Source organism: Kitasatospora sp. NPDC002040 (assembly GCF_040296785.1).
Lineage (GTDB): Bacteria > Actinomycetota > Actinomycetes > Streptomycetales > Streptomycetaceae > Kitasatospora.
On sequence record NZ_JBEOXV010000012.1, the window covers coordinates 40,740 to 62,792 of the forward strand.

A 22,053-nucleotide genomic window follows, 5' to 3' on the forward strand; every position below is an offset into this window, starting at 1 on the left:
AGCCTACACACCGAGGACCGCCATGAACCTGGAGCTCTCCGAGGAACAGGCCGCCGTCCGGGCGCTCGCCGCCGAGTTCACCGACCGCGAGATCGCGCCGCACGCCGCAGCCTGGGACCGGGCCGAGTCGGTGGACCGCGCGATCATCGGCAGGCTCGGCAAGCTCGGCTTCCTCGGGCTGACCATCCCGGAGGAGTACGGCGGCAGCGGCGGCGACCACCTGGCGTACTGCCTGGTGCTGGAGGAGCTCGGCCGGGGCGACTCCTCGGTGCGCGGCATCGTCTCGGTCTCGCTCGGCCTGGTCGCCAAGTCGGTCAACACGTACGGGACCGAGCAGCAGAAGCAGCACTGGCTGCCCCGGCTCACCTCCGGCGAGGCGCTCGGCTGCTTCGCCCTGACCGAGCCCGGCACCGGCTCGGACGCGGCCAACCTGACCACCCGGGCGGTCCGGGACGGCGACGACTGGCTGATCACCGGCGCCAAGATGTTCATCACCAACGGGACCTGGGCCGAGGTCGCGCTGGTCTTCGCCCGCACCGGCGAGGCCGGGCACAAGGGCGTCACCGCCTTCCTGGTCCCCACCGCCACTCCCGGCCTCGAACGCCGGGAGATCCACGGCAAGTTGGGCCTGCGCGGCCAGGCCACCGCCGAGCTGTCCTTCGACGCCGTCCGGGTCCCCGACAGCGCCCGGCTCGGCCCCGAGGGCAAGGGCTTCTCGGTCGCGATGGCCGCCCTGGCCAAGGGCCGGATGTCGGTCGCGGCCGGCTGCGTCGGCATCGCCCAGGCCTGCCTGGACGCCGCCGTGGGCTATGCCAAGGAGCGCGAGCAGTTCGGAAAGCCGATCGCCTCCTACCAGTTGGTGCAGGAGCTGATCTCCGACATCTCGGTCGACCTGGACGCGGCCCGGCTGCTCACCTGGCGGGTGGCCGACCACATCGAGCGCGGGCTGCCGTACGCCACCGAGTCCTCGGTGGCCAAGCTGTTCGCCAGCGAGGCCGCCGTCCGGGCCGCCAACAACGCGCTCCAGGTCTTCGGCGGGTACGGCTTCATCGACGAGTACCCGGTCGGCAAGTACCTGCGCGACGCCCGGGTGATGACCCTGTACGAAGGCACCAGCCAGATCCACAAGCTGCTCATCGGGCGGGCGCTGACCGGCGTCAACGCCTTCTGACCACCCTGTAGTTGAGGAGCCCAACGAAGTGCGTCCCGTCTACTTCGCCGCCGCCCGCCGCACCCCGATCGGTCGGCTGCGCGGCGCCCTGTCCGCCGTCCGGCCCGACGACCTCTCGGCCGCCGTACTGCGCGGACTGCTCGACCAGGTACCGCAGTTGGACCCGTCCCGGATCGACGACGTCTACTGGGGCGCCGCCAACCAGGCCGGGGAGGACAACCGCAACGCGGCCCGGATGGCCGTACTGCTGGCCGGCCTGCCGGACAGCGTCCCCGGCGCCACCGTGAACCGGCTCTGCGCCTCCGGCCTGGAGGCCGTCACCAGCGCCGCCCGGGCGATCGGCTCCGGCGAGGCCGAGGTGGTGATCGCGGGCGGCTGCGAGTCGATGAGCCGCGCGCCGTTCGTCCTGCCCCGCCCCGACGAGGCCCTGCCGCACAAGCTGGAGACCTTCGACACCCGGCTCGGCTGGCGGATCACCAACCCCCGGATGCACGAGCTGCACGGCGTGCTCGGCATGGGCGAGACCGCCGAGGAGGTGGCCACCCGGTACGGCGTCAGCCGTGAGCAGCAGGACGCGTTCGCGCTGCGCAGCCACCAACGGGCCGCCGCCGCACGGAAGAACGGCCACTTCGACGCCGAACTGCTCCCGGTGCTGCGCGCCGACGGCGTGACGGTCGACCAGGACGAGAGCATCCGGGAGGACAGCTCGCTGGAGCGCCTGGCCGCCCTGAAGCCGGTCTTCCGGGCCGGCGGCACCGTGACGGCGGGCAACGCCTCGCCGATGAACGACGGCGCCGCCGGGCTGCTGCTGGTCAGTGAGGAGGCGTTGAACGACCTCGGCCTGGAGCCGCTCGGACGGTACGTGGCCGGCTCCTCGGTCGGGGTGCACCCCGACGTGATGGGGATCGGCCCGGTGCCCGCCACCCGCAAGGTGCTGGCCCGGACCGGCTGGGCGGTCGAGGAGATCGAGGAGGCCGAGTTCAACGAGGCCTTCGCGGCCCAGGCACTGGCCTGCGTCCGGGAGTTGGGCTTCGACCCGGAGCTGGTCAACCCGTCCGGCGGCGCGATCGCGCTCGGACACCCGCTGGGCGGCTCGGGCGCCCGCATCCTCACCACCCTGCTGCACCGGATGCGCCGCACCGGCGCCCGGCGCGGGCTGGCCACCATGTGCGTGGGCGTCGGGCAGGGCACCGCCGTCCTGGTCGAGAACCTCTAGGGAGCTGTTGTGACTCGTTTCGCAGGCAGGGTCGCCGTCGTCACCGGCGCGGCGCAGGGCATCGGGGCCGCCACCGCGCTCCGGCTGGCCGAGGAGGGCGCGACGGTCGCCGTGGTCGACCTCTCCGCCGAGCGGGCCCAGGGCACCGTGGCCGCGATCACCGCCAAGGGCGGCAGCGCGCGGGCGTACGGCTGCGACGTGGCCGACTACGACGCGGTGGAGGCCGTCTTCGCCGCCGTGGTCGAGGAGTTGGGGGCGATCCACATCCTGGTGAACAACGCCGGGATCACCCGGGACAACCTGTTCTTCAAGATGCCCAAGGCCGACTGGGACGCCGTCCTGACGGTCAATCTGACCAGTGCCTACAACTGCAGCCACGTGGCGCAGAAGTACCTGGTCAAGCAGAAGTACGGCAAGATCGTCTCGCTCAGCTCGCGCTCCGCCCTCGGCAACCGGGGCCAGGCCAACTACGCCGCCGCCAAGGCCGGCATCCAGGGCCTGACCGCGACCCTGGCGATCGAGCTCGGCCCGTACAACATCAACGTCAACGCGGTCGCCCCCGGCTACATCGCCACCTCGATGACCGCCGCCACCGCCGAGCGCGTCGGCGCCACCGCCGAGGACCACCAGGCCCAGGTGGCCGAGCGCACCCCGCTCCGCCGGGTCGGCCAGCCGGAGGAGATCGCCTCGGTGGTGGCCTTCCTGGTCAGCGACGACGCCTCGTACGTCAGCGGCCAGACCCTGTACGTCAACGGCGGCGCCCGCTGACCGACCGCCGGTCCTCGCTGCGGTGGTCGGCCGCTGGGCGGTGCCGCCGGTGAGCCCGGGGGGCCGCCTCAGCTCTGGCCGGCGGCTGCCAGCTGCTTCAAGTGGCGTTCGGCGGCCCGGAGTCGGCGGCCGTCGGGGCCCGGGAGATGGGCCCGGAGTTCGATGATCTCGGGGGCCATCCGGATCGCCTCGACCCGGTCCGGGACGGCGCGCCAGCAGGCCTCGGCGTTGGTGGCGGCCTGCTGGGTCTCGGGGTCCTCGGCGCCCCGGGACCGGAGCAGGGTGAAGGCGACCTCGCGGTAGACCTCGGCAGCCAGCGCCAACTGCCCGGCCAGCCGGGCGATGTGGGCCCGGACCTGACGGACCTGGAGTACCTCCGCCGCCACCGGGCCGTGCGCGGCCACGGCGGTCGCCTCCAGCGCCAGGGCCAGCTCGGCGGCGGTGTCGTGCTCGCCCGCCTCGGCGCAGCGGACGATCCGGCCGATCGCCTCCCGGTAGTCGACCGGCTCGGCCGCTGAGTCGGCCACCGGCTCGGCCACCGGCGGGGTCGGCTTGTCGAAGGAGACCGCCGTGACCACGGCGACCGGAGCGGCCGGAGCCTTGTCGAAGGAGACCGCAGTGGCCTGGCGCTTGTCGAAGGAGACAGGGGTGACCGGGGCCGCCGGGTGCTGACCCGCCTTCAGCAGCGAGACCGGCGGCCCGACCCGCCGGGGCGTGGGCGGCACCCCCGGCTTGAGCAGCGAGACTCCGGCCGACCGTCCGGCCGGGACCTTCGGTGCCCCGGGCCGTGGCCTGGCCGCCCGGGAGGTCGCCTTCGGCGGCGGCAGCACCGCAGCGGGCCTGGGCCCGGCGACGACGCCCGGCAGGCCCTCGCTGATCTGGCGCGAGGTGTTGCGGAAGACCGGCCGGTCGGCGGGGTGCGAGTGCAGGATGATCGAGTCGTTCCGCACCACCGAGTGCACCTGGTCCCGGAGCAGCTCGGGCGGCAGCAGGGCGGGGCCGCCGGGGCGGCCCCGGTGCAGCACCTCGATCAGCGCGCGGGAGAAGGTGCCGATCTGCTCCGGGTCGGGGCTGACCACGGCCCAGAGCGGGATGCCGTCGGCGAGCGGGGAGATCGCGCTCTGCACCAGCGGCCAGGCGGCCTGGTCGGCGCTCAGGTCGGCGATCACCAGCGTGGGCAGCTCGCCCCGGTGCTGGAGTTCGGCGGCCAGTGCCTGCCAGGGCAGCCCGTCCTGCCGGACGGTGGCGGGCTTGGAGTCACGCAGCGTCAGGTAGAGGTGCTCGCCGCGCCGGTCGGTGACCAGGTGTCCGCCGAGGTGGATCAGCAGCGGGCCGGGGTGCAGGGCGGCGGCGCGCAGGTGGGCCAGCACGCTCTGCGGGTCGGTGGCGCCGGGGAGGTGGACCGCGTCGACCGACTCGGCGGCCAGCAGGATGCCCGGCGAGACGCCGGCCAGCATGGCGGAGAGCACCTGGGCCTGGGAGCCCGCGCCGCGCCCCCAGTGCCGGCGGCCGGAGGCGCCGTAGCCGCCCTCGATCACCAGGATCCGGCCCCGGGCTCCGCCGCCGATGGTCGGCGGGGCGACGGGTTTGCCGGCCGGACCGGCGGACGTGGGCAGTTGGCCGCCGGGGCCCGGCAGTTGGACCACCGGGATGGTGCCGGTCCAGCCGGTCGCCAGGTCGCGCCGGGCCGTGGGATCGGCCGGGTCCGTCGTCGCGCCCGGCCAGATGCCGCCCGCCGTCAGGTCCGCCACCGCAGGTCACCGCCCCAACCCCGCCGCCGAGCGACGTCCGCCGCGGTGCCCGCCACCACGATCTCGCCACCTTACGACGCGCTCAGGCGGCGTAGCCAGACCGGGTGGTGATCACTCACCACCCGGTGCGGGGCCGCTCAGTACGTGACGGTGACCCGGCGGGCCGGGCCGTCGACCCGGACCAGTCCGCCGTAGGGGATCACCAGCTGCGGATCGGTGTGGCCGAGGTCGACGTCGAAGACCGCCATCGTGTCCGGGGCGTACTCACCCAGCGCGCGGAGCACGGCCGTGCGCTGGTCGGCGCGGTACGCGGCCCGGGCCTCGGCGTCGTTCGGGTGGTCGAAGGACCAGGCCCTGGCCCGGCCCATCAGCAGGGCGGGGAACTGCGCCAGCAGGCCGCGCTCGCCGAAGGCCCGCAGGATGCGGTAGACCGCCGTGCTGCTCGGCAGTTCCTCCGAGGTCTCCAGGAACAGCACGTGGCCCGCGTAGTCGGCCACCGGCCGGAGGTCCCGACCCGCCGTCACCAGCTCGGCCAGCGGCTCCAGGCAGCCGCCCCAGCTCGGGCCCTCCACCACCCGGTCGGCGTTGTGCCAGGTCCAGCCGTCGGCGGGCTGCATCACCGGCGCGCTGTCGAAGGTGGCCGGGTCCTCCCAGGGACGCTCCACGTCGTTGGTGTCCGGCGAGGGGCGCAGCTCGTACGCGCCGGAGCCGAACAGCGCGGCCCGGGCCGACTCGGCGGTCAGCGGGTGCTCGGCGCCGGGGCGGCCGAACTGGGTCATCACGCTCGCGCCGTGGTAGCCGACCAGGCCGAGGTTGCGGAGGAAGTTGAGCAGGTGGGTGTTGTCGCTGAACCCGAAGAACGGCTTCGGGTTGGCCCGGATCAGCTCGGCGTCCAGGTGCGGGATCACGGTGATCTGGTCGTCGCCGCCGATGCTGGCGATCACCGCCTTGATCTCCGGGTCGGCGAAGGCGGCGTGGATGTCGGTGGCCCTGGCCGCAGCGCTGGAGCCGAGCTGACGGGTGGTCGGGTACTCCACCGGCTCGAGCCCGTACTCCTCGGTCAGCCGCCGCACCCCGAGGTCGTGCGGCAGCGGCAGGACCCCGGCCAGCCCGGCGGCGGGCGAGAGGATGGCCACCCGGTCACCGGGGGCGGGCTTGGGCGGATAGCGAAGTGCGGTCATGGCGGGGAGGTTAACGAGGCGGGTGCTCCCTGGTCGAACGGATATCACGGCCGGGTGAACGGCTCCGCGAAGTGGGCCGTCGCCAGCAGGCCGCCTGCCGCCCGGAGCTCGGACAGCAGGCGCTGCCGGGTCGCGGTCGCGACCGGCGCGGCGTCGTCGTAGACGTACTCGGCGGTGGGGTCGGCGAGTTGGACCGGGTGCAGCACCACGTCCCCGGCCACCACCAGTTGCCGCTCGCCGACGGCCACGCTCTGGTGGCCCGGGGTGTGGCCGGGGGTGGCGAAGACCTTGATCTCCGGGGTGAGGGCCACCTCGCCGGACCGGGCGTCCAGGCAGCCCGCCGCGCGCAGCGGCCGCACCACCGCGTCCAGCAGCGGTGAGCCGCCCGCTGTCAGCCACTCCAGCTCGGTCTGCTGGACCAGGTAGCGGGCGTTCGGGAAGGCCGGCGTGGTGCCGTCCGCCGCCAGGCTGCCGCTCGCGTGGTCGCTGTGCAGGTGCGTCAGCACCACGGTGTCGACCTGCTCCGGGCGCACCCCGGCCGCCGCCAGCTCGGCGGCCAGCCGCCCGGGCACCGGGGCCCAGCCGGCGGCGGGCGAGTCGGCCCCGCCGAGGCCGGTGTCGACCAGCACGGTGCGGCCGTCCGGGGACCGGAGCAGGTAGCAGTGGAAGTGCAGCACCCAGGGTGCGGTGGCGTCCGCCCGGGCCCAGACCGGGTGGTCCGGCCCGCCGAACATCTCCGGCAGCGGCAGCGCGATCTGCTCGCCCATCGGCCCGACCGCGTCGCAGAGCGGGACCACCTCGACGCCTGCTCGGACAACTCCCGGGTGCGGCACGACCGTTACTCCTTCGTCCAGTCCTCGGCCAACAGGCCCAGGATCACCTCGTCGAGGAACTCGCCGTCCACCCAGGCGGCCCGCCGCAGCAGCGCCTCCCGGACGAACCCGACGCCCTCCGCCGCCCGGATCATCGGCTCGTTGTCCGCCAGCGTCTCCAGTTGGACCCGCTGGAAGCCCCGGATGCCGAAGACGTACCGGCACATCACCCGGACCGACTCGGTGCCGTAGCCCCGCCCCCGGAAGCCGGGCCGCACCGCCAGCCCGAGGTGCGCCATCCGATTGTGGGTGTCGATCCCCCAGACGATCGCCTCGCCCGCCACCTCACCGGTGGCCAACTCCACCACGGTGAAGGCCGCGTGGTCGTCCCCCGGCTCCCCCACCGCGTACGGCGAGTGGCCCACCCCGGTCGGCCGCCAGGCCCTGCTGTCCGCGCGCGAGCGCGTCAGGACATCGTCGAACAGCTCCTCGTGCAGTACCGGTACATCCGACTCCAGGCGGGCCCGCAGGCCGATCCGCTCTCCGCGCAACATGGGACGGGTCTACCGAAACGGACCCGCCCGGGGCAAGCGCATTACGGATCGCGGCGCAGTGCGATGATGCAGCGGGTGCGGCCGCGGGTGGGGCTGCGGGTGCGAACGGGAGGCGGACGGTGAAGGTCATCGGACTGATCGGCGGCATGAGCTGGGAGTCCAGCGCCGAGTACTACCGGCTGCTGAACGAGCTGACCCGGGACCGCCTCGGCGGGCTGCACTCGGCCAGGTGCGTGCTCTGGTCGGTGGACTTCGCCGAGATCGAGCAGCTCCAGGCGGCCGGTGAGTGGGACCGGGCCGGAGCCGTACTGGCCGATGCCGCACGGGCGTTGGAGGCGGCCGGGGCCGAGCTGCTGCTGATCTGCACCAACACCATGCACAAGGTCGCCGACCGGGTGGCCGCCGCCGTCTCGGTCCCGCTGCTGCACCTGGCCGACGCCACCGCGCTCGCCGTCGGCGCGGCGGGCCTGACCCGGGTCGGCCTGCTGGGCACCGCCTTCACCATGGAGCAGTCGTTCTACCGGGACCGCCTCGCCGCCCACGGCCTCGACGTCCTGGTCCCGGACGCGCCCGGCCGCGCCGTGGTCCACCGGGTCATCTACGAGGAGCTCTGCCTCGGCGTCGTCCGCGAGGAGTCCCGGGCCGCCTACCGCACCGTCATCGAGGAGCTGGTCGCCCGGGGTGCCCAGGGCGTGATCCTCGGCTGCACCGAGATCGAGCTGCTGATCTCCCCGGCCGACAGCCCGGTCCCGGTCTTCGCCACCACCCGCCTGCACGCCGAGGCCGCGATCGCGGCCGCGCTCCCGGACTGAACCGATCCGCGCCGCTCTGGTGCCCGCGCCGGTGACCCGCTAGGGTGCCGTGCGTGTACCTCTCCGATCCGCACTGACGGGCCTGTTGGCCGCACCCGCACCGCGCACTCCTGACGAGTGATCAGCGGTGGGGCGGCATGTCGACCCGTCAACTGCCCACGTGCGTGCGTACGGCACGCCCGTTCCTCGGAGAACTCCCATGGCCCGCCCCGCTCGGGGCGGCGCGTCCTACCGCGCCGTCCTCGCCCTGCCCCACGCCCGCAACCTGTTCGCCGCCGCCATGCTGGCGCGGCTCTGCTACGGACTGCTCGGCCTCCCGCTGCTGCTCGCCCTGCAGCAGGGCACCGGCTCGTACGCCGTGGCCGGTACCGCGACCGGACTGTCCGGGCTGGCCACCGCACTGCTCGGCCCGCTCCGGGCCCGCTGGGTGGAGCGCCGGCCGCCCCTGCTGATGGTGCTGGCCTGCTGCTACGCGCTGCTGCTGACCGCACTCGCCGTCGCCTGTGCCGTCCGGGTGCCCGATCCGGTCGCCGTCGGGCTGGCCGTGCTGGCGGGGGCCTGTCCGCCGCCGGTCGGGCCGCTGATGCGGACCCTGTGGGGGCGGCTGGCCCCGGACGACGCGCAGCGGCAGGCCGCGTTGAGCCTGGACACGGTGGCGGAGTCGACCGTCTTCGCGCTCGGCCCGGTGTTCGGCGGGCTGCTGGTCGCGGCCACCTCGGGCCCGGCCGTGCTGCTGGGCTGCGCGGCCCTGGTCCTCACCGGCTTCGGCCTGCTGTCGGCGGCGCTGCGCCGGTCGCCGACCGACGTCCGGGCGGCCGCGGGCAGCCCGAAGGGCACCCGGAGTCCCCTGCGGATCAAGGGATTTGCCGCCCTGCTGCTGCCCGTCCTGGGGGCGGCCGCCGCGCTCTCGCTGTGCGAGATCGCGATCGTCGCGGCCTGGGGCACGGTGACGGCAGGGGTGCTGACCACGCTGTTCTCGGTCGGCGGCGTGCTCGGCGGCCTGGCCTACGGCCGCCGGGAGTGGCCCGGCAGCCTGGCCCGGCGCCCGCTGGTGCCGGCCGCCGCCGGGGCCGCCTGCTACGCGCTCCCGGCCCTGCTGTACGCCGCCCCGGCGGCCGGGGTCGCGCTGCTGCTGGCCGGTGCCTGCACCGACATCCTGCTGATCACGGCCTACCAACTGGTCGACCGCCTGGTCCCGGAGGGCTCCCGGACCGAGGCCGGTGCCTGGGTCAACACCGCCTTCAACCTGGGCGGCGCGCTCGGCGCGGCGGCCGGCGGCCTGCTGGTCGAGCGCTCGGGCCCGTCGGCCGCCTTCGCCGCCACCGCCCTGGTCCTCGGCGCCTGCACGCTGGCCGCCGCGCTCGCCACCCTGCGCCTCGCGCCCCGGGCCGAGGCCCCGGTGAACTGAGGCCTCCCCGCAGCCGGTTCCGATCGCCCGACCGGATGACATTCGCCCCACACGCCGTCAGCACGCCGCTGACCTGCGGGTTCGGTACGTCCGGGTCCCTACGATGCCGCCTTGGACCTGTTCGGCGGGAGCCTCGACCGGGGTTCCCCGACTTCAGAACGGCGGAACAGATGAGACCGACGATCCCCGGCCGGCTGCGGGCCTGGACCGCTGCCCTGGCGACGCTCGTGGCCGTGGCGGGCACGAGCGTCGCCGCCCCCGCGGCGGCGGCGCACGACCACGACCTCGGGCCCGCCATCGAGGCGATCATGCACAAGCCCGGCTACGAGCACGCGCAGTGGGGCGTGCTCGAGGTCGACGCCACCAGCGGGAAGGTGATCCACTCCCGGTTCGCGGACCAGTTCCTCGTCCCCGGCTCGACCACCAAACTGGTCACCATGTCCTCCGCCTGGCACACCCTGGGCCCCGACCACCGCTTCACCACCCCCGTGCTGGCCACCGGCACCCGCGCCGGCTCGACCCTGACCGGGAACCTGGCGCTGATCGCCCAGGGCGACCTGACCATGGGCGGCCGCACCAGGCCCGACGGCACGGTGGACTACACCGACATCGACCACACCGAGGCCAGCCTGCCCGGCGCCGCCCTCACCCCCGAGGACCCGCTGGCCGGGCTGGACCAGATTGCCCGTCAGGTGCGCGACGCGGGCATCACCCGGGTCGACGGGGACGTGATCGTCGACCCCCGGCTGTTCACCCCGCCGGCGCTCGACCCGCAGCCCACCCCGATGATCATCAACGACAACCTGATCGACCTGCTCAGCACCCCCACCGCACCGGGCGAGCCCGCCCAACTGCTCTGGCGCCCCCAGGTCGCGCCGTACCAGGTGACCTCCACCGTCCGGACGGTGGAGCCGGGCGGGCCCTCCGACATCCAGGTCGCCGCCTCCCCGGACGGCACCCGGATCACCCTGTCCGGCACGATCGCCGCCGACGCCCGGCCGCTGCTGCGCGTCTCCCCGGTCCAGGACCCGAACGCCTTCGGCCGCACCGCGCTGATCGAGGCGCTGGCCCGGGCCGGCGTCGACGTCACCGCAGAGCCGACCGGCCCCAACCCGCAGGGCGCGCTGCCCGCCTCGTACGACGGCGCCCCGCAGGTGGCCGCGTACGTCTCCCCGCCGTACAGCCAGTACGCCAAGCTGATCCTGAAGGTCAGTCACAACCTCGGCGCCAACCTGGCGCTGTGCAACATGGCCGTGCTGCGGGGCAGCACCGACTGCTTCGACGCGTTCGGGATCGAGCACGCCTTCCTCCAGGACGTCGCGCACGTCGACCCGACCCAGTTCGCGCTCGCAGACGGGCGCGGCGGGGTGGCGTCCGACCGGGCCACCCCCACCGGCCTCACCCAGCTGCTCGGGTACTGGCTGCACACCCCCGACGCGGACACCTTCCGACTGTCCCTGCCGATCCTGGGGGTCGACGGCAGCAACGGGATCTCCTGCACCACCGACTGCCCGGCGAAGGGCAAGGTCTTCGCCAAGCCCGGCACCATCCTCGGCCTGGACCGGCTGAACCAGCGGATCCAGGTCGGCGCCCAGGAGGAGGCCGGGTACCTGCTGACCGACGACGGCTGCCTGCACCTCTTCTACATCGGCGTCAACGGCGCCACCAGTGCCGACATCCCGAGCTTCATCGGGATCTTCGACGACGTCAACCGGATCTCCGCCCTGCTGCAGGAGCAGGCCTCGGCCGCCGAACAGCACGCCTGACCGACACCGACCCCGGACCTCCGCTCCGGCAGCCGGTGCCAGCCGCTGCTGTCAGCCGCCGGTGTCAGCTGCCGGTGTCAGCTGCCGGAGAGGAGGTCGCGGAGCAGGGCCACGGTGTCGGGGTCGAGGTCGCGGCCGGTGCGGCGGCTGAGCGCGTCCAGGCGGTTGACCGCGCGGACGAGCTGGTCGCGGGCGCCGGCCGAGGCGTAGGCGTAGAACAGGTCCCGGTGCAGCAGTTCGATGTCGGGGGCGACCGCGAGGCCGCGGAAGATGGCCGCCTCGGCGGTTCGGTGGTCACCGTACTGGAGCCGGCGGGCGGCCAGTTCGTGGGCGGTGTCGACGATGGTGGCGAGCATGTCCTGGCGCTCGGGCTCGGCCCAGCCGTAGGAGGAGCCGGGGGCCTCGGCGAACGGGGCGCCCCGGACCAGAGCGAGGGCGTGGGCCAGGGCGGCGTCCGCGGTGCTGCTGGTGCTGCGCATGCCGCGCCGGTAGAGGCTGCGGAACTCGTCCCAGTCGCAAGTGACGGTCGGGGCGAAGGTGTAGCCGTCGCCGTTGTCGAGCGGCAGGAAGGCCCGCCCCTCGGTCGACTCCCCCAGCCAGGACGCCAGTTCGGCGAGCCGGGTGGGCACCGGGGTGACGGTGTGCTCGGTGGTGGTGGGGTGCGGGTCGAGGTGCGCGGCGCCGGGGTGCAGGGCGCGGTCCAGGGTGGACTGGTCGGCACCGGGGCGCAGCGCGAGCAGCGCGGCCAGTTCGGTCAGCCGGGGCTGGCCCTCGGGGGTGACCGGTCCGGTGGTGCCGAGCACGTCGGGCGGGCCGAGCAGCCGGATCCGGGGGGCGGTGCGCACCGAGTGCGCCTCGGGCGAGCGGAGGATCGCGAGCAGGTCGTCACTGTCGCTGCGCGGAGCGGGAGTTGACGGTGCCGGAATGGACGGTGCGGGAGTCGACGGTGCCGGAACGGACGGTGCGGGAGCCGACGGCGCGGGAGCCGACGGCGCGACCGGCGAAGGAACGGGCCGGGCCGGAGCGGCGTCGGCCACCGGGGCGGCGGGGTCGTGGGTCGGGACCGGCTCCGGGTCCGGCACGGGCGCGGGCGCCGGCGTCGGCGTCGGCGTCGGCGTCGGCGCGGGGACCACGGGCACCACCGGCCGTACCGGTTCGGCGCCCTTGACGTGCAGGCCGACCGAGTTGAGCGTGTGCCGGGGCGTGGCGACCGGGCTGACACCCGCGAACGGGCTGCTGCCGGTGCCGATCGCCCGCGAGACCGCGTCGATCGCGGCCGTCTCCGCGACGGAGGGGCCGGTCGAGGCGCCGACCGCCGCCAGGACCGGCAGCGGGAGGGCGGACGGTTCGAGCTCGTCACCGTCCAGGGTCCAGTCGGGCGCCGGGAGTTGGGCCGTGTCGGCGGAGGAGCGGAGCAGGTCGCCGAGGTGGGCGTACTGGTCCTGGCTCAGCCGCTGCAGCTCCACCGTGAGGTGCAGGCCGGGAATGGCGGCGGTGCCGGTGCTGGGCAGGGTCCACCGGGCGACCGGTCCGCTGCCGCGCTCCGGGGCCCGGGTGATGACGGCCAGGCAGGTGCGCGGGGTGCCGTCGAGCAGCCGGCCGAGCTGGTTGGGCAGGTCGCCGCCGGGCGGCTGGGCGGAGAGCACGATCTCGGGCACCCAGGACTCGTCGTCCTGGCCCCGGCTGCGGGCGTCCCGGGGGCTGGCGGCCTCGGCGGCCACCAGGGTGGCCCGGGCCCGGGCGGTGCGGGGGCCGAGCGCGGTGAGCGCGGCCTCCAGCGACTCGTGCCGGTGCACCCGCTCCAGTGCGGGGCCGGAGATCGGCAGGTCCTCGGCCAGGCCGACCAGGTGCAGGTTCAGCCGGTCGGCGAGCGGGCTGTGCGCCAACTCCACCGCCAGGGTGCGCAGTACGTCGTGCGAGTCGTCCGGGTGGCCGGACAGGTGCATCAGCCGGACGGTCTCCAGGTCGGCCAGCACCACCGAGCCGTCCGGGGCGCTGCCGAGGGTCACCAGGGCCGGGTACGGGGCGTTGTTCTTCGCCGCCTGGGAGGCGGAGAGCAGCTCGGAGGAGTCGTCCGGGCACCACCACACGTTCGGCGCGTGCGCCGCCCGGAACGGGGCGATCGGCGCGGCGGGGGCGGCCAGGTGCAGTTCGACCGTGCGGTCCGGGGTGATCCGGGCGGCCACCAGGGTGGGCAGGCGCTTGGCGCCCCGGACGGTGTTGCGGCCCATGGTGCGCAGGGCCCGGTCCAGCAGGGCCAGCCCGACGTCGTTCTGACGGACCTTCAGTTCGGACTCGAAGGCCAGCGCGGCCGGGGCGGGCAGCGCGATCCGGTGCCGGGGCTTGCGGGCCCGCTGCTGGTCGCCGCGGCGGCGGGCCACCGTGCCGACCAGGACGGCGGCGAGCACCACGCCGACGGTCGAGGCGGCCAGCGCCACGGAGTAGTCGTCGCTCGGCGCACTGGCCTCGGCCCGGGCGGGCGTCGCGGCGGTCGGGGCGGCGTGGGACGGGACCACCGGACCCTGGGTCGCGGGCGCCGACGTGGCGGGGGCCTGGGACGCGGGGGCCTGGGACGCGGGCGCCGACGGTGCCGGGGTCGGGTCGGGGGTGACCGGCACCGGCGTCTCCGGCGCGGGCGTGACCGGCGCGGGGTCGGGAGCCGGGGCCGGTACGGGTGCCGGGGCGGCGGCGCCCGGGATGGCGAGCACCATTCCCGGCACCACCACGTCCGGGTCGGTGAGCCGCTCCCCGTCGGGTGCGGCCACTCCCTTGTTGGCCTCGAACAGCTTCGGCCAGCCCTCCGCGTCCCCCAACTCCCGCTCCGCGATGGCCGACAGGGTGTCCCCCGCCTTGACCGTCACCGAGGCGTGCTGCGGCGCGGGGGTCTGGGCGGCGGGCGCGGGGGCCGGGGCGGGCGCCTGCGCCGGGGCGGGCTGGGCCTTGGCGTCGCCGGGCATCAGGAGCTGCCAGCCCGGGTGGATCGGCCGGTCCGCGTCGAACCGGCGGCCCGAATCGTCCATCACCCGGCCGTCGTTCAGCTTGGCGATCTCCAGCCACCGCTCACCGGAGCCGAGTTGGCGCTCGGCGATGGACCAGAGGCTGTCGGCGGGGCGGGAGTCCTGCACGGTGTACTGCGGCGCCGGGTCGGCCGCCGGGGTGAGCGTGGGCGCCGCCGGGGCGGCGGGCAGCGCGGCGTACTGCGGGGCCGACATGACCTGGGCCGGCGCCACCGCCACCGGCCGGTCCGGGACGGCCGCGAAGGCCGAACCCGCCACCGGGAGCAGCGCCAGCACCGAGCCGACCAGGCCGGCCGCGATCCGCTGGCTCCAGCCGAACGCGGGCAGCCGCCGGGCCACCCGGCCGCGCAACTGGGCCGGGATCTCCAGCAGGACCGAGAGCGCGAAGCAGAGCCAGGCCACCCAGCCGATCGCGACCAGGGCCCAGAGGAAGATCCGTCCGTCGTCCGGGGTGGTCAGCAACTCGCCCACACCGGTGGTGCTCTGACCGCCCATCGTGGCCACAGCGTCGGTGCCGTAGAGCAGCAGCGCGGGCACCCCGACCATCAGCAGTGCCAGCAGCACCAGCGCCCCGAGCGCGGTGGCCACCGAACCGGCCGTCCGGCGCCGGCGGCGCGGCCGCAGCGGTACCGGCCGACGTCCGACCGGCGTGCCCGTACCGGGGCCGCTGCCGGGGCCCGTGCCCCTACCGGCCCGATCCTGTTCCTTGGCTCGTCGCGCGGCCATCAGTTCTTCTCCGCTTCCGTGACACCGTGCGCCGCCGCGGCCGTGCCGCGCCGACGCCCATCAAGAGTCCCGCCCCCACCCATTCAGGCAGTCTCCGCTTCCTTGACCCCGTGCACCAGCGTGGCCGAGCCCCGCCCGTGCACCTCCAGCGACTGCACCGCGAACGCGCCGAGCAGGGTGGTCCGGTACTGCGCCCGGATGTCCACCAGCACCGTGTTGCCGTTGCGGAACGCGATCTCGGCGTGCAGCCCGTACGGCGCCAGGTAGGCGTCGGCGGCGGCCCGGGCCGCGTTCACGTCCTGGGTGAGCAGGAAGCCCCCGCCGCGCAGCAGCGCCGTCTCGTCGAGCTGCTGCCCGATCACCCGGGCCACCTCCTGCGCCCGGGCGTCGGCGGTCTCGATCGCCCGCAGCCTGCCCCCGGCCTCCAGCACGATCCCGATCACCATCACCAGGCCGGCCGCGCAGATGGCGACGAACAGCGCGATCGATCCGCGGTCCGCCGTACCCGTGCGCCGTACCCTCACTGCTGACTCCCCTTCGGCTTTCCCGGTTCGGTGCCCCGGTAGTGGTCCAGGACCGAGGTGAAACTGGCGCTCATGGTCTTGCTGCCCGGCATCGCGTCGATCAGCAGGTCGCTCAGCCGGACGGTGCAGCTGACCCGGACCGTCACCGTGTTCAGCCGGCCCGCCGGGGTGTCCAGGGTGCCGTACTCGACCGGTGGGTGCTCGGCCTGTTCGCACTGCACCCCCTGCCCCCGGAGCACCTCCAGCACCGCGTCCCCCGCCGCCTGCTGCGCCCCCTCCGGCGTACGGGCCAGGGAGGCCGCGCGGGCGCCGGAACGGGCTGCCGCATCAACTACCCCGCCGGTGCTCTGAATACGCCCCGCCGCGACCGCGATCAGCACGAAGGCGACCAGCGCCGGCGCGATGATGGCGGCCTCGACGGCGGCGCTGCCCCGATCCCCCCTGCGGCGCCTCACGGTTGACCGACCTGGGGCACGAACTTCTCCCGGGGGGCGCTCACCCGACGGGTGATGGTGAACCGGTCGAAACCGGGCAGCACCGCCAGCGGACGGACCGCGACGGTGATCACGAAGGTGTTCTGGTCCCCGCCGCGCGGATTCACCGAGACCGGCTCGGCCAGCGAGCCGACCCGGTCCAGGAACTGCCGCGCCTGTGCCTCGCCCGCCTCCGGTGTGCCGCCCCGGGTCCGGCCCGCGTCGGCCCCCTCGCGGGCAGCCGTCTGCGCGGCCTGGCCCGCGTACCAGTACAGCGAGGCCTGGACCACGAGGAAGACCAGCGCGAGCACCACCGGGAAGACCAGGGCGAGGCTGAGGGTCAGCGCGCCCCGGTCCCCCGGGCGGTGCCGCAGCGGCGGCGGGCGACGGCTCACGGAGCCGCGCTGATCACCGGGGCGTCGGGCACCTTGGCGCTGACGCCCTTCGCCAGCTTCATCAGCACCGCGAGCACGGCGACCGCGATGCCCACCAGCACGATGACGGCCAGCGCGAGTTCGATGCTGATCGCACCCCGGTCCCCGGCGGCGCGGGCCGCGCGGACCCGGCCCATCCGGTGGTGGAACACGAACATGCAGAGTTTCACCGGCAGGAACAGCGCGGTGAGCAGGTCTCTCAGAGCGGCCATGGTGTGGTCTCCAGATCGGCGGGTGAACGGAGTCGGAACTAGATGACGTTGAGCATCTGGTACAGCGCGGGGAAGACGATGAGCACCGTCATGAGCAGCGTCAGCGCCGCGCCCGGCGCCACCATCCGCTCGCTGTCGGTGTTGGCCCTGGCCAGGTCGGCGGCCAGGAGTTCGTCGCGCAGGCTCTTGGAGCGGGCCCGCAGGGTGTCGTACACGGCCGCACCGTCGCTGCCGGACAGCCGCATGATGTCGGCCACGTCCTGCAGCGGCGTCAGGCCGAGCTCGGTGGCCAGTGCCTCCAGCCCGTCCCAGGGCGGCAGCCGGTCGGTGGCGGCCCGCTCCAGCGAGTCCCTGATCCGGCGGAACACGGTGGAGCGGCCGACCGAGGCCGCCCGGCGGAGCGCCTCGGCGGGGCCGCAGTCGGCGGCCCGCTCCAGCGCGACCAGTTCGAGGTAGGCGGCGATCCCGTGCAGGTACTCCGTCCTGGCCTCCTTGGCCTCCCCGCCGACGATGCCGTCCGGCAGCAGCCAGCCGAGCAGCGCCAGCGCGGGGCCGGCCAGCACCGGTACCAGCCACGGCAGTTCGAGGTCGATCAGGACCGAGAGCAGCACCAGGTAGGCCGGGGCCATCAGCCCGAACAGCGCGAACAGCAGCTTGTGCGCCATGAACCGGGCCGGGGTCCGGCCGATCAGGGCCAGCTGCTCCCGGGGGATGCGCGCCCCGGGCAGCCGGAGCGAGCTCTGGCCCAGCCGGTCGACCCAGCTCACGCCCGGGGCGTTCAGCTCGGCGTGGTCGGCCGGGGTGCGGTGCAGCCGGTCCAGCGCCTGCCCCAGGTCCGGTGGGGCCGGGCGCAGTTCGGAGACGAGCACGGCGAGGCCGCCGAGCAGCACGGCACCGGCCAGGACGGCCCAGATCGAGATCATGCGCCCTCCTTGGCGTACGGGGCGGACCCGACGGACGGCTCGGGCTCGCCCTGGGCCTGGGTCTGGGCCGGCCGGCCGGCCTTGCTCCGCCGGTCCGGTTCCAGCAGCCGCGGCAGCGGCGCCTGGGTGGCCAGCTTCCGCATCCAGGCGATCACCAGCACGAACAGCAGCAGCACCACCCCGAGCACGAACTGGCCCATCAGGGTGGAGTACGGCTGGGAGTACCGGGGGTTGAAGAAGCCGACCACCAGCACCAGCATGATGATCACCAGCAGCCAGCGGATGGTGGTGCGGTGCTTGGCCCGGTCCGCCTCGATCACCCGGCGCTGCCGCACCTCCTCCCGGACCGAGGTGGCCAGGTCCGCCAGCGTCCGGGCCAGGCCGGGGCCGCTGTCCCCGGAGCGCAGCACCAGGGCGGCCAGCACCTTGTCGGCGGTGGCGTCCGCCAGCGTGTCGGCGAAGGCGCGCAGCGCCTCCTCCGGCCGCCAGCGGGACTGCAGCCGGGCGCTCAGCTCGGCCACCTCCGCCTCCAGCGCGGCCGGTGCGGTCTTCCGGCTGGTGACGATCGCCTGGTTCAGCCCGACGCCCAACAGCAGGACGTCGCCCAGCCGTTGGGTCCACTCGGCGAGCGCCTCCAGCCGGTCGATCCGGCGCATGTCGGCCCGGGTGGCACCGAAGACCCAGGGCAGGCCGAAGACCAGCAGTGCGAGCAGCCCGATCGCGACCGGCGGACGGCCGGTCAGGAGCAGCCAGACGCTGCCGGCCACCAGCAGCCCCGCCTGGACCAGCAGCCGGCGCCGGGCCGTCGGGGCGATCCGATCCGTCCAGGACCCGGCGGCGGGGGCGGCCGGCTCCTGGCCGTACACCCCCACCACCAGCGCGACCAGGCCGCCGGCGACCAGCAGTCCGCACAGGACGAAGAGCAGCATCAGCGCACCCCTCCGATCCGCAGGTTCAGCGGGGCGGCCCAACTCCCGTACGGGGACTGGAGCAGCCCGGCGTCGAAGCCGGCCCGGCGCAGGTCGTCCAGGCAGTTCGGCGGGGTGTGCGGGACGGCCCGGGGCTCGCCCAGGTCGGGGCGCGGGCCGAAGACGGTGTTCATCGCCGGGCGGCCGCTCTCGCCGAGTCCGGTGACCTCCAGCACGTGCGAGACGAACCGGTGCCGGCGGCCGCCGACGGCGGTCTCGTCCACCATCGCCACGTGCACGATCAGGTCGACCGCGTTGGCGGTCAGCCGGTAGGCCAGGCTGTCGGTCATGTGCGAGCCGTACTCCAGGCAGAGCTCGGCGATCCGGTCGACCACCATGTGCGGGCCGCGGGCGTGCAGGGTGCACATCGAGCCGCCCTCGCCGTTGGTCATCACCCGCAGCATCGGGACCACCTCGCCGGAGCGGACCTCGCCGACGATGATCCGGGAGAGCGTCATCCGCAGTGCGGCCGGAATGAGTTCACCGATCGTCAGCTCGCCCGCCATCCGGCCGTCGACCCGCTCGCCGTTGCCCTCCCTGGCCTCCATCGGCACCACCTGGCGCAGGTGCCCCAGGGTGTGCAGCCAGAGCTCGAACTCCGACTCCAGCGTGCCCACCCGCTCGTCCGGCGGGATCTCGGCCGCCATCGCGCGCAGCAGGCTGGTCTTGCCGACCCCCTGGGTGCCGGTGATCATCACGTTCTTCCTGGCCCGGATCGCCGCGCCCAGAAAGGACGCCAGGGTCGGGTCCACGGTGCCGAGCTGGACCAGGTCGGGCAGGGTGGCCGAGGCCACCCGGTGGCGCCGGATCGCCACGTACGGACGGGGCGTCACCTCGGTCAGCGCCTGCAGCCGCATCCCGCCCTCCAGCCGCAGCGCCAGGGTCGGGCTGGCGGTGGAGAGGCTGCGCTCGCCGCCGCCGTGCTGGCGGGCCAGGTCCTGCAGCAGCTCGATCAGTTCCTCGTCGCTCTCGGCCACCGGCGGTACCTGGCGCAGCGGTTGGTGCACCTTGGAGATCCACACGTCGTCGCAGCCGTTGATCAGGATGTTCTCGATCTCCGGGTCGTCCAGGTAGGGCTGCAGCCGCCCGGCCCGGAACAGCAGGTCGTAGACGGTCTCGGCGAGCGCCCGGTCCTGCTCCCGGGTGGGCGGGATGCCGTGGGTCTGGGCGTAGGCGTCGGACCAGCGGGCCACCGCCTCCTCGATCAGCGCCCGGCCGCGCTGGCGCCGGGTGGCCCGGTCCGCCTCGACGCCCGAGATGTCGGCCAACCGGGAGAGCTGCTCGTGCAGTTCGGCCGCGACCTGGCGCTTGAGCTCGCGCGCCACCTGCTGGTCGACCACCGGCCGGACCGCGACCGGCTGGATCGCGGGCGCCGAACCGGCCGCCCCCTGGCCGGGGTTGACCGGTCCGGTGGTGAACTGCCCGACCGGGCCCGCACTCGGTATCACCGGGGCGGCGGCGGCCCAGGGCAGCCCGGCCGGATCGGTGCTCCCGGGCTTGTGCAGCGGGTCGTGCAGGGGGCTACCGCGCACGGAGCACCTGCCCGTAGACCGGGGGCTGCGGCTGGGTCGGCGGCTGGCCGGGGAACGGCGCGGGCGCGGCGGGCTGCGGCACCGGCGGCGCCGGGTACGGCTGCTGCACCGGGTACGCGTGCTGGGGGTAGGGCTGCTGCGGATAGGCCAACGGGTGCGACTCCGGGGCGGGTTGGGCCTCGACCGGCGGCGGTGCGGCCACCGGCTCGGCCGCGGCGACGGCGGGCGCCAGCCGGAGCCGGCGACGGCGCACCAGCAGCTGGATCTGGTCGGTGGTGGTCCTGGCGGTGCGCATCAGCTCCGAGCGGATGAACCGCCGGTCGGTGGTGTCCCCGCCGTCCGAGAGCAGCCGGGCGGTCCGCGGCACGTACGGCAGCACGCCGAGCACCGGCACGCCGAACTGCCGGCTCACCTCGGCCGCCGGGTACGGGCCCTCGGCCACCAGCAGCAGGCCGAGCCCGTCCGCACCGGCGCCCGCGTGCTCGAGGTCGTCGCGCAGCGCGGCCAGCCGGGGCCTGGTGGCGCTCAGCCCGCGCAGCGTGGAGCGCAGCACCACGGCCACCACGTCGGCCCGCCGGGTCAGCACCGCGCCGGCCCCCTGCGCGCCGGAGCGGCCCAGGTCGAGAATCACGTCGTAACCCTGCGGTTCGAGCGCGTGCAGCGCCTCCAGCAGCGGTTCCCAGGTGTACGCCAGGCCGGGGGCCTGGGCCGGGTCGGTCAGGCCGGGCAGCAGCAGGCGGTCGCCGCTGCCGTCCGGGGAGAGGTCGACCAGCTGCTCCCACAGGGTCTGGGCGAGCAGGCCGCGCCGGTCGGCCACGGCCAGGTTGCGCAGCCCGTAGACCGCCTCGACCCGGCCCTCCAGGGCCCCGGCCAGCACCGCCCCGCCGTCCGGGTCGCACTCCACCAGCAGGACCCGGCGGCCGGGCTGCAGCGGCCAGGCCAGCAGCAGGGCGAGCGCACCGGTGGTGGCGCCGGGGGCACCGGGGCCGCCGACCACCGCGATCACGGCCATCAGGTCCCACTTCCGCTCGGGGACGGCGAGGACGACGGCGGGGACGAGGACGATGCCGCCGGGGCCGCCGCGCCGGGTGCGCGCGGGGCCAGGATGATCTGCAGCCTGCCGGTGGCCACCCAGGCGGCCAGCCGGGGCCCGTCGGCGGGCGCCAGCGCCACGTCGATCACCTGGCTGCCGTCGGTGTCGGCCTTGCCGACCGCCACCACCCGCACCGCGATGGTCTCCGGGGTGCGGACGGTGCTGCCCTGCCCCGAGTCCGGGGTGGAGACGATCAGCACCCGGCTGCCCGGCTGCAGCCTGGTGGCCGGGAGCTGGGTCCGCTTGGTGGCCACCCCGACCACGGTCTGGCCGGGTTCGACCAGCAACTCCGAGGTGACGTCGGCCTTCACCAGCAGGGCGCCCCGGTGCAGGTCGGAGGTGGCGAACAGCCCGATCGCCCTGGTCCGCTCGGCGGCGCCGAGCGGGTGCAGCACGGGGTCGGAGGCGATCCGGGCCACCACCAGGTCCTCGGCCGTGATCGCCTGGCCCATCGGTACGTCACGGGCCAGTGCCAGCACGGCCGTCCGCTGCCCGGTGCTGTTGTAGAGCACCGCGCCGCCGAGGCCGCCCGCCGCCACCATGGCCACCGCCATGGCCAGCACCGCCGGACGCCGCCGCCGGGCCCGCAGGGTGCGCGGCGGGGTGCGCGGCGCGGCCCTGGCGGGCTCGGGGGCGGGGCGGCCGGGGCTCACGGTCGCGGTGCCGGGGCTCGGCGAGGGGAAGGTTCGGTGCTCCACCGGGCTTCGGCCTT

Annotated in this window: 20 protein-coding genes; 6 read left to right on the forward strand and 14 right to left on the reverse strand. The window is 75.0% G+C overall.

The features are described from left to right. Nucleotides 1-22: 22 nt before the first annotated feature. From ABT118_RS23595 to fabG, 3 genes are read left to right on the forward strand one after another with little or no spacing between them, the layout of a single operon-like run. Nucleotides 23-1,171 (forward strand): acyl-CoA dehydrogenase family protein, encoded by a 1,149-nt coding sequence (locus ABT118_RS23595; protein ID WP_350672299.1) that lies wholly within the window; start codon nucleotides 23-25, stop codon nucleotides 1,169-1,171. A gap of 28 nt (nucleotides 1,172-1,199) precedes the next feature. Further along, the gene (locus ABT118_RS23600; RefSeq protein ID WP_350672301.1) at nucleotides 1,200-2,387 is read left to right on the forward strand and encodes a thiolase family protein; all 1,188 of its coding nucleotides are present in this window, start codon (nucleotides 1,200-1,202) and stop codon (nucleotides 2,385-2,387) included. 9 nt (nucleotides 2,388-2,396) lie between these two features. Then, nucleotides 2,397-3,155: a 3-oxoacyl-ACP reductase FabG gene (fabG, locus tag ABT118_RS23605; RefSeq protein ID WP_350672302.1), complete on the forward strand. Its 759-nt coding sequence runs from the start codon at nucleotides 2,397-2,399 to the stop codon at nucleotides 3,153-3,155. Nucleotides 3,156-3,223: 68 nt separating this feature from the next. Here the strand turns inward: fabG and ABT118_RS23610 are convergent, their stop codons facing one another. The 4 genes from ABT118_RS23610 to ABT118_RS23625 form a co-directional block, all read right to left on the reverse strand. After that, entirely contained in the window at nucleotides 3,224-4,906 is a 1,683-nt protein-coding gene (locus ABT118_RS23610; protein ID WP_350672303.1) for a hypothetical protein, read from the reverse strand. 137 nt (nucleotides 4,907-5,043) lie between these two features. Next, nucleotides 5,044-6,087: a S66 family peptidase gene (locus ABT118_RS23615; RefSeq protein WP_350672304.1), complete on the reverse strand. Its 1,044-nt coding sequence runs from the start codon at nucleotides 6,085-6,087 to the stop codon at nucleotides 5,044-5,046. 44 nt (nucleotides 6,088-6,131) lie between these two features. Next, nucleotides 6,132-6,920 carry an MBL fold metallo-hydrolase gene (locus ABT118_RS23620; RefSeq protein WP_350672306.1) on the reverse strand — a complete coding sequence of 263 codons (789 nt, stop codon included), beginning with the start codon at nucleotides 6,918-6,920 and terminating at the stop codon, nucleotides 6,132-6,134. Between the two features lie 5 nt (nucleotides 6,921-6,925). Then, the gene (locus ABT118_RS23625) at nucleotides 6,926-7,453 is read right to left on the reverse strand and encodes a GNAT family N-acetyltransferase (RefSeq protein WP_350672308.1); all 528 of its coding nucleotides are present in this window, start codon (nucleotides 7,451-7,453) and stop codon (nucleotides 6,926-6,928) included. Nucleotides 7,454-7,572: 119 nt separating this feature from the next. Between ABT118_RS23625 and ABT118_RS23630 the strand changes: the two genes are divergently transcribed. The 3 genes from ABT118_RS23630 to dacB all read left to right on the forward strand — a co-directional run bounded on the left by ABT118_RS23630 (nucleotide 7,573) and on the right by dacB (nucleotide 11,439). Continuing rightward, nucleotides 7,573-8,265 (forward strand): aspartate/glutamate racemase family protein, encoded by a 693-nt coding sequence (locus ABT118_RS23630; RefSeq protein ID WP_350672310.1) that lies wholly within the window; start codon nucleotides 7,573-7,575, stop codon nucleotides 8,263-8,265. A gap of 199 nt (nucleotides 8,266-8,464) precedes the next feature. After that, a complete protein-coding gene (locus ABT118_RS23635; protein ID WP_350672313.1) occupies nucleotides 8,465-9,673 on the forward strand; it encodes an MFS transporter in 1,209 nt (402 codons plus the stop codon). Nucleotides 9,674-9,843: 170 nt separating this feature from the next. Beyond that, nucleotides 9,844-11,439, forward strand: coding sequence for a D-alanyl-D-alanine carboxypeptidase/D-alanyl-D-alanine endopeptidase (gene dacB / locus ABT118_RS23640; RefSeq protein WP_350672318.1), 1,596 nt, complete (start codon nucleotides 9,844-9,846; stop codon nucleotides 11,437-11,439). Nucleotides 11,440-11,516: 77 nt separating this feature from the next. Here the strand turns inward: dacB and ABT118_RS23645 are convergent, their stop codons facing one another. The 10 genes from ABT118_RS23645 to ABT118_RS23690 all read right to left on the reverse strand — a co-directional run bounded on the left by ABT118_RS23645 (nucleotide 11,517) and on the right by ABT118_RS23690 (nucleotide 22,039). After that, complete coding sequence (locus ABT118_RS23645) at nucleotides 11,517-15,182, reverse strand: LysM peptidoglycan-binding domain-containing protein (RefSeq protein WP_350672321.1); 3,666 nt, start codon at nucleotides 15,180-15,182, stop codon at nucleotides 11,517-11,519. An 83-nt stretch (nucleotides 15,183-15,265) separates the two neighbouring features. After that, complete coding sequence (locus ABT118_RS23650) at nucleotides 15,266-15,706, reverse strand: hypothetical protein (protein ID WP_350672323.1); 441 nt, start codon at nucleotides 15,704-15,706, stop codon at nucleotides 15,266-15,268. Continuing rightward, the gene (locus ABT118_RS23655) at nucleotides 15,703-16,161 is read right to left on the reverse strand and encodes a TadE/TadG family type IV pilus assembly protein (protein ID WP_350672325.1); all 459 of its coding nucleotides are present in this window, start codon (nucleotides 16,159-16,161) and stop codon (nucleotides 15,703-15,705) included. The genes ABT118_RS23650 and ABT118_RS23655 overlap by 4 nt, the downstream gene beginning before the upstream one ends. Then, entirely contained in the window at nucleotides 16,158-16,574 is a 417-nt protein-coding gene (locus tag ABT118_RS23660; RefSeq protein ID WP_350672327.1) for a TadE/TadG family type IV pilus assembly protein, read from the reverse strand. The genes ABT118_RS23655 and ABT118_RS23660 overlap by 4 nt, the downstream gene beginning before the upstream one ends. After that, a complete protein-coding gene (locus ABT118_RS23665) occupies nucleotides 16,571-16,825 on the reverse strand; it encodes a hypothetical protein (protein ID WP_350672330.1) in 255 nt (84 codons plus the stop codon). Before ABT118_RS23665 ends, ABT118_RS23660 begins: the two co-directional genes overlap by 4 nt. Nucleotides 16,826-16,863: 38 nt before the next feature. Continuing rightward, a complete protein-coding gene (locus ABT118_RS23670; protein WP_350672331.1) occupies nucleotides 16,864-17,748 on the reverse strand; it encodes a type II secretion system F family protein in 885 nt (294 codons plus the stop codon). Then, nucleotides 17,745-18,677 (reverse strand): type II secretion system F family protein, encoded by a 933-nt coding sequence (locus ABT118_RS23675; RefSeq protein WP_350672333.1) that lies wholly within the window; start codon nucleotides 18,675-18,677, stop codon nucleotides 17,745-17,747. The genes ABT118_RS23670 and ABT118_RS23675 overlap by 4 nt, the downstream gene beginning before the upstream one ends. Further along, nucleotides 18,677-20,248 (reverse strand): TadA family conjugal transfer-associated ATPase, encoded by a 1,572-nt coding sequence (locus tag ABT118_RS23680; RefSeq protein WP_350672336.1) that lies wholly within the window; start codon nucleotides 20,246-20,248, stop codon nucleotides 18,677-18,679. The genes ABT118_RS23675 and ABT118_RS23680 overlap by 1 nt, the downstream gene beginning before the upstream one ends. Beyond that, nucleotides 20,238-21,260, reverse strand: a complete 1,023-nt coding sequence (locus ABT118_RS23685; RefSeq protein ID WP_350672338.1) for a CpaE-like family protein — start codon at nucleotides 21,258-21,260, stop codon at nucleotides 20,238-20,240. Before ABT118_RS23685 ends, ABT118_RS23680 begins: the two co-directional genes overlap by 11 nt. Continuing rightward, nucleotides 21,260-22,039 carry an SAF domain-containing protein gene (locus tag ABT118_RS23690; RefSeq protein ID WP_350672340.1) on the reverse strand — a complete coding sequence of 260 codons (780 nt, stop codon included), beginning with the start codon at nucleotides 22,037-22,039 and terminating at the stop codon, nucleotides 21,260-21,262. The genes ABT118_RS23685 and ABT118_RS23690 overlap by 1 nt, the downstream gene beginning before the upstream one ends. Between the last annotated feature and the right edge of the window lie 14 nt (nucleotides 22,040-22,053).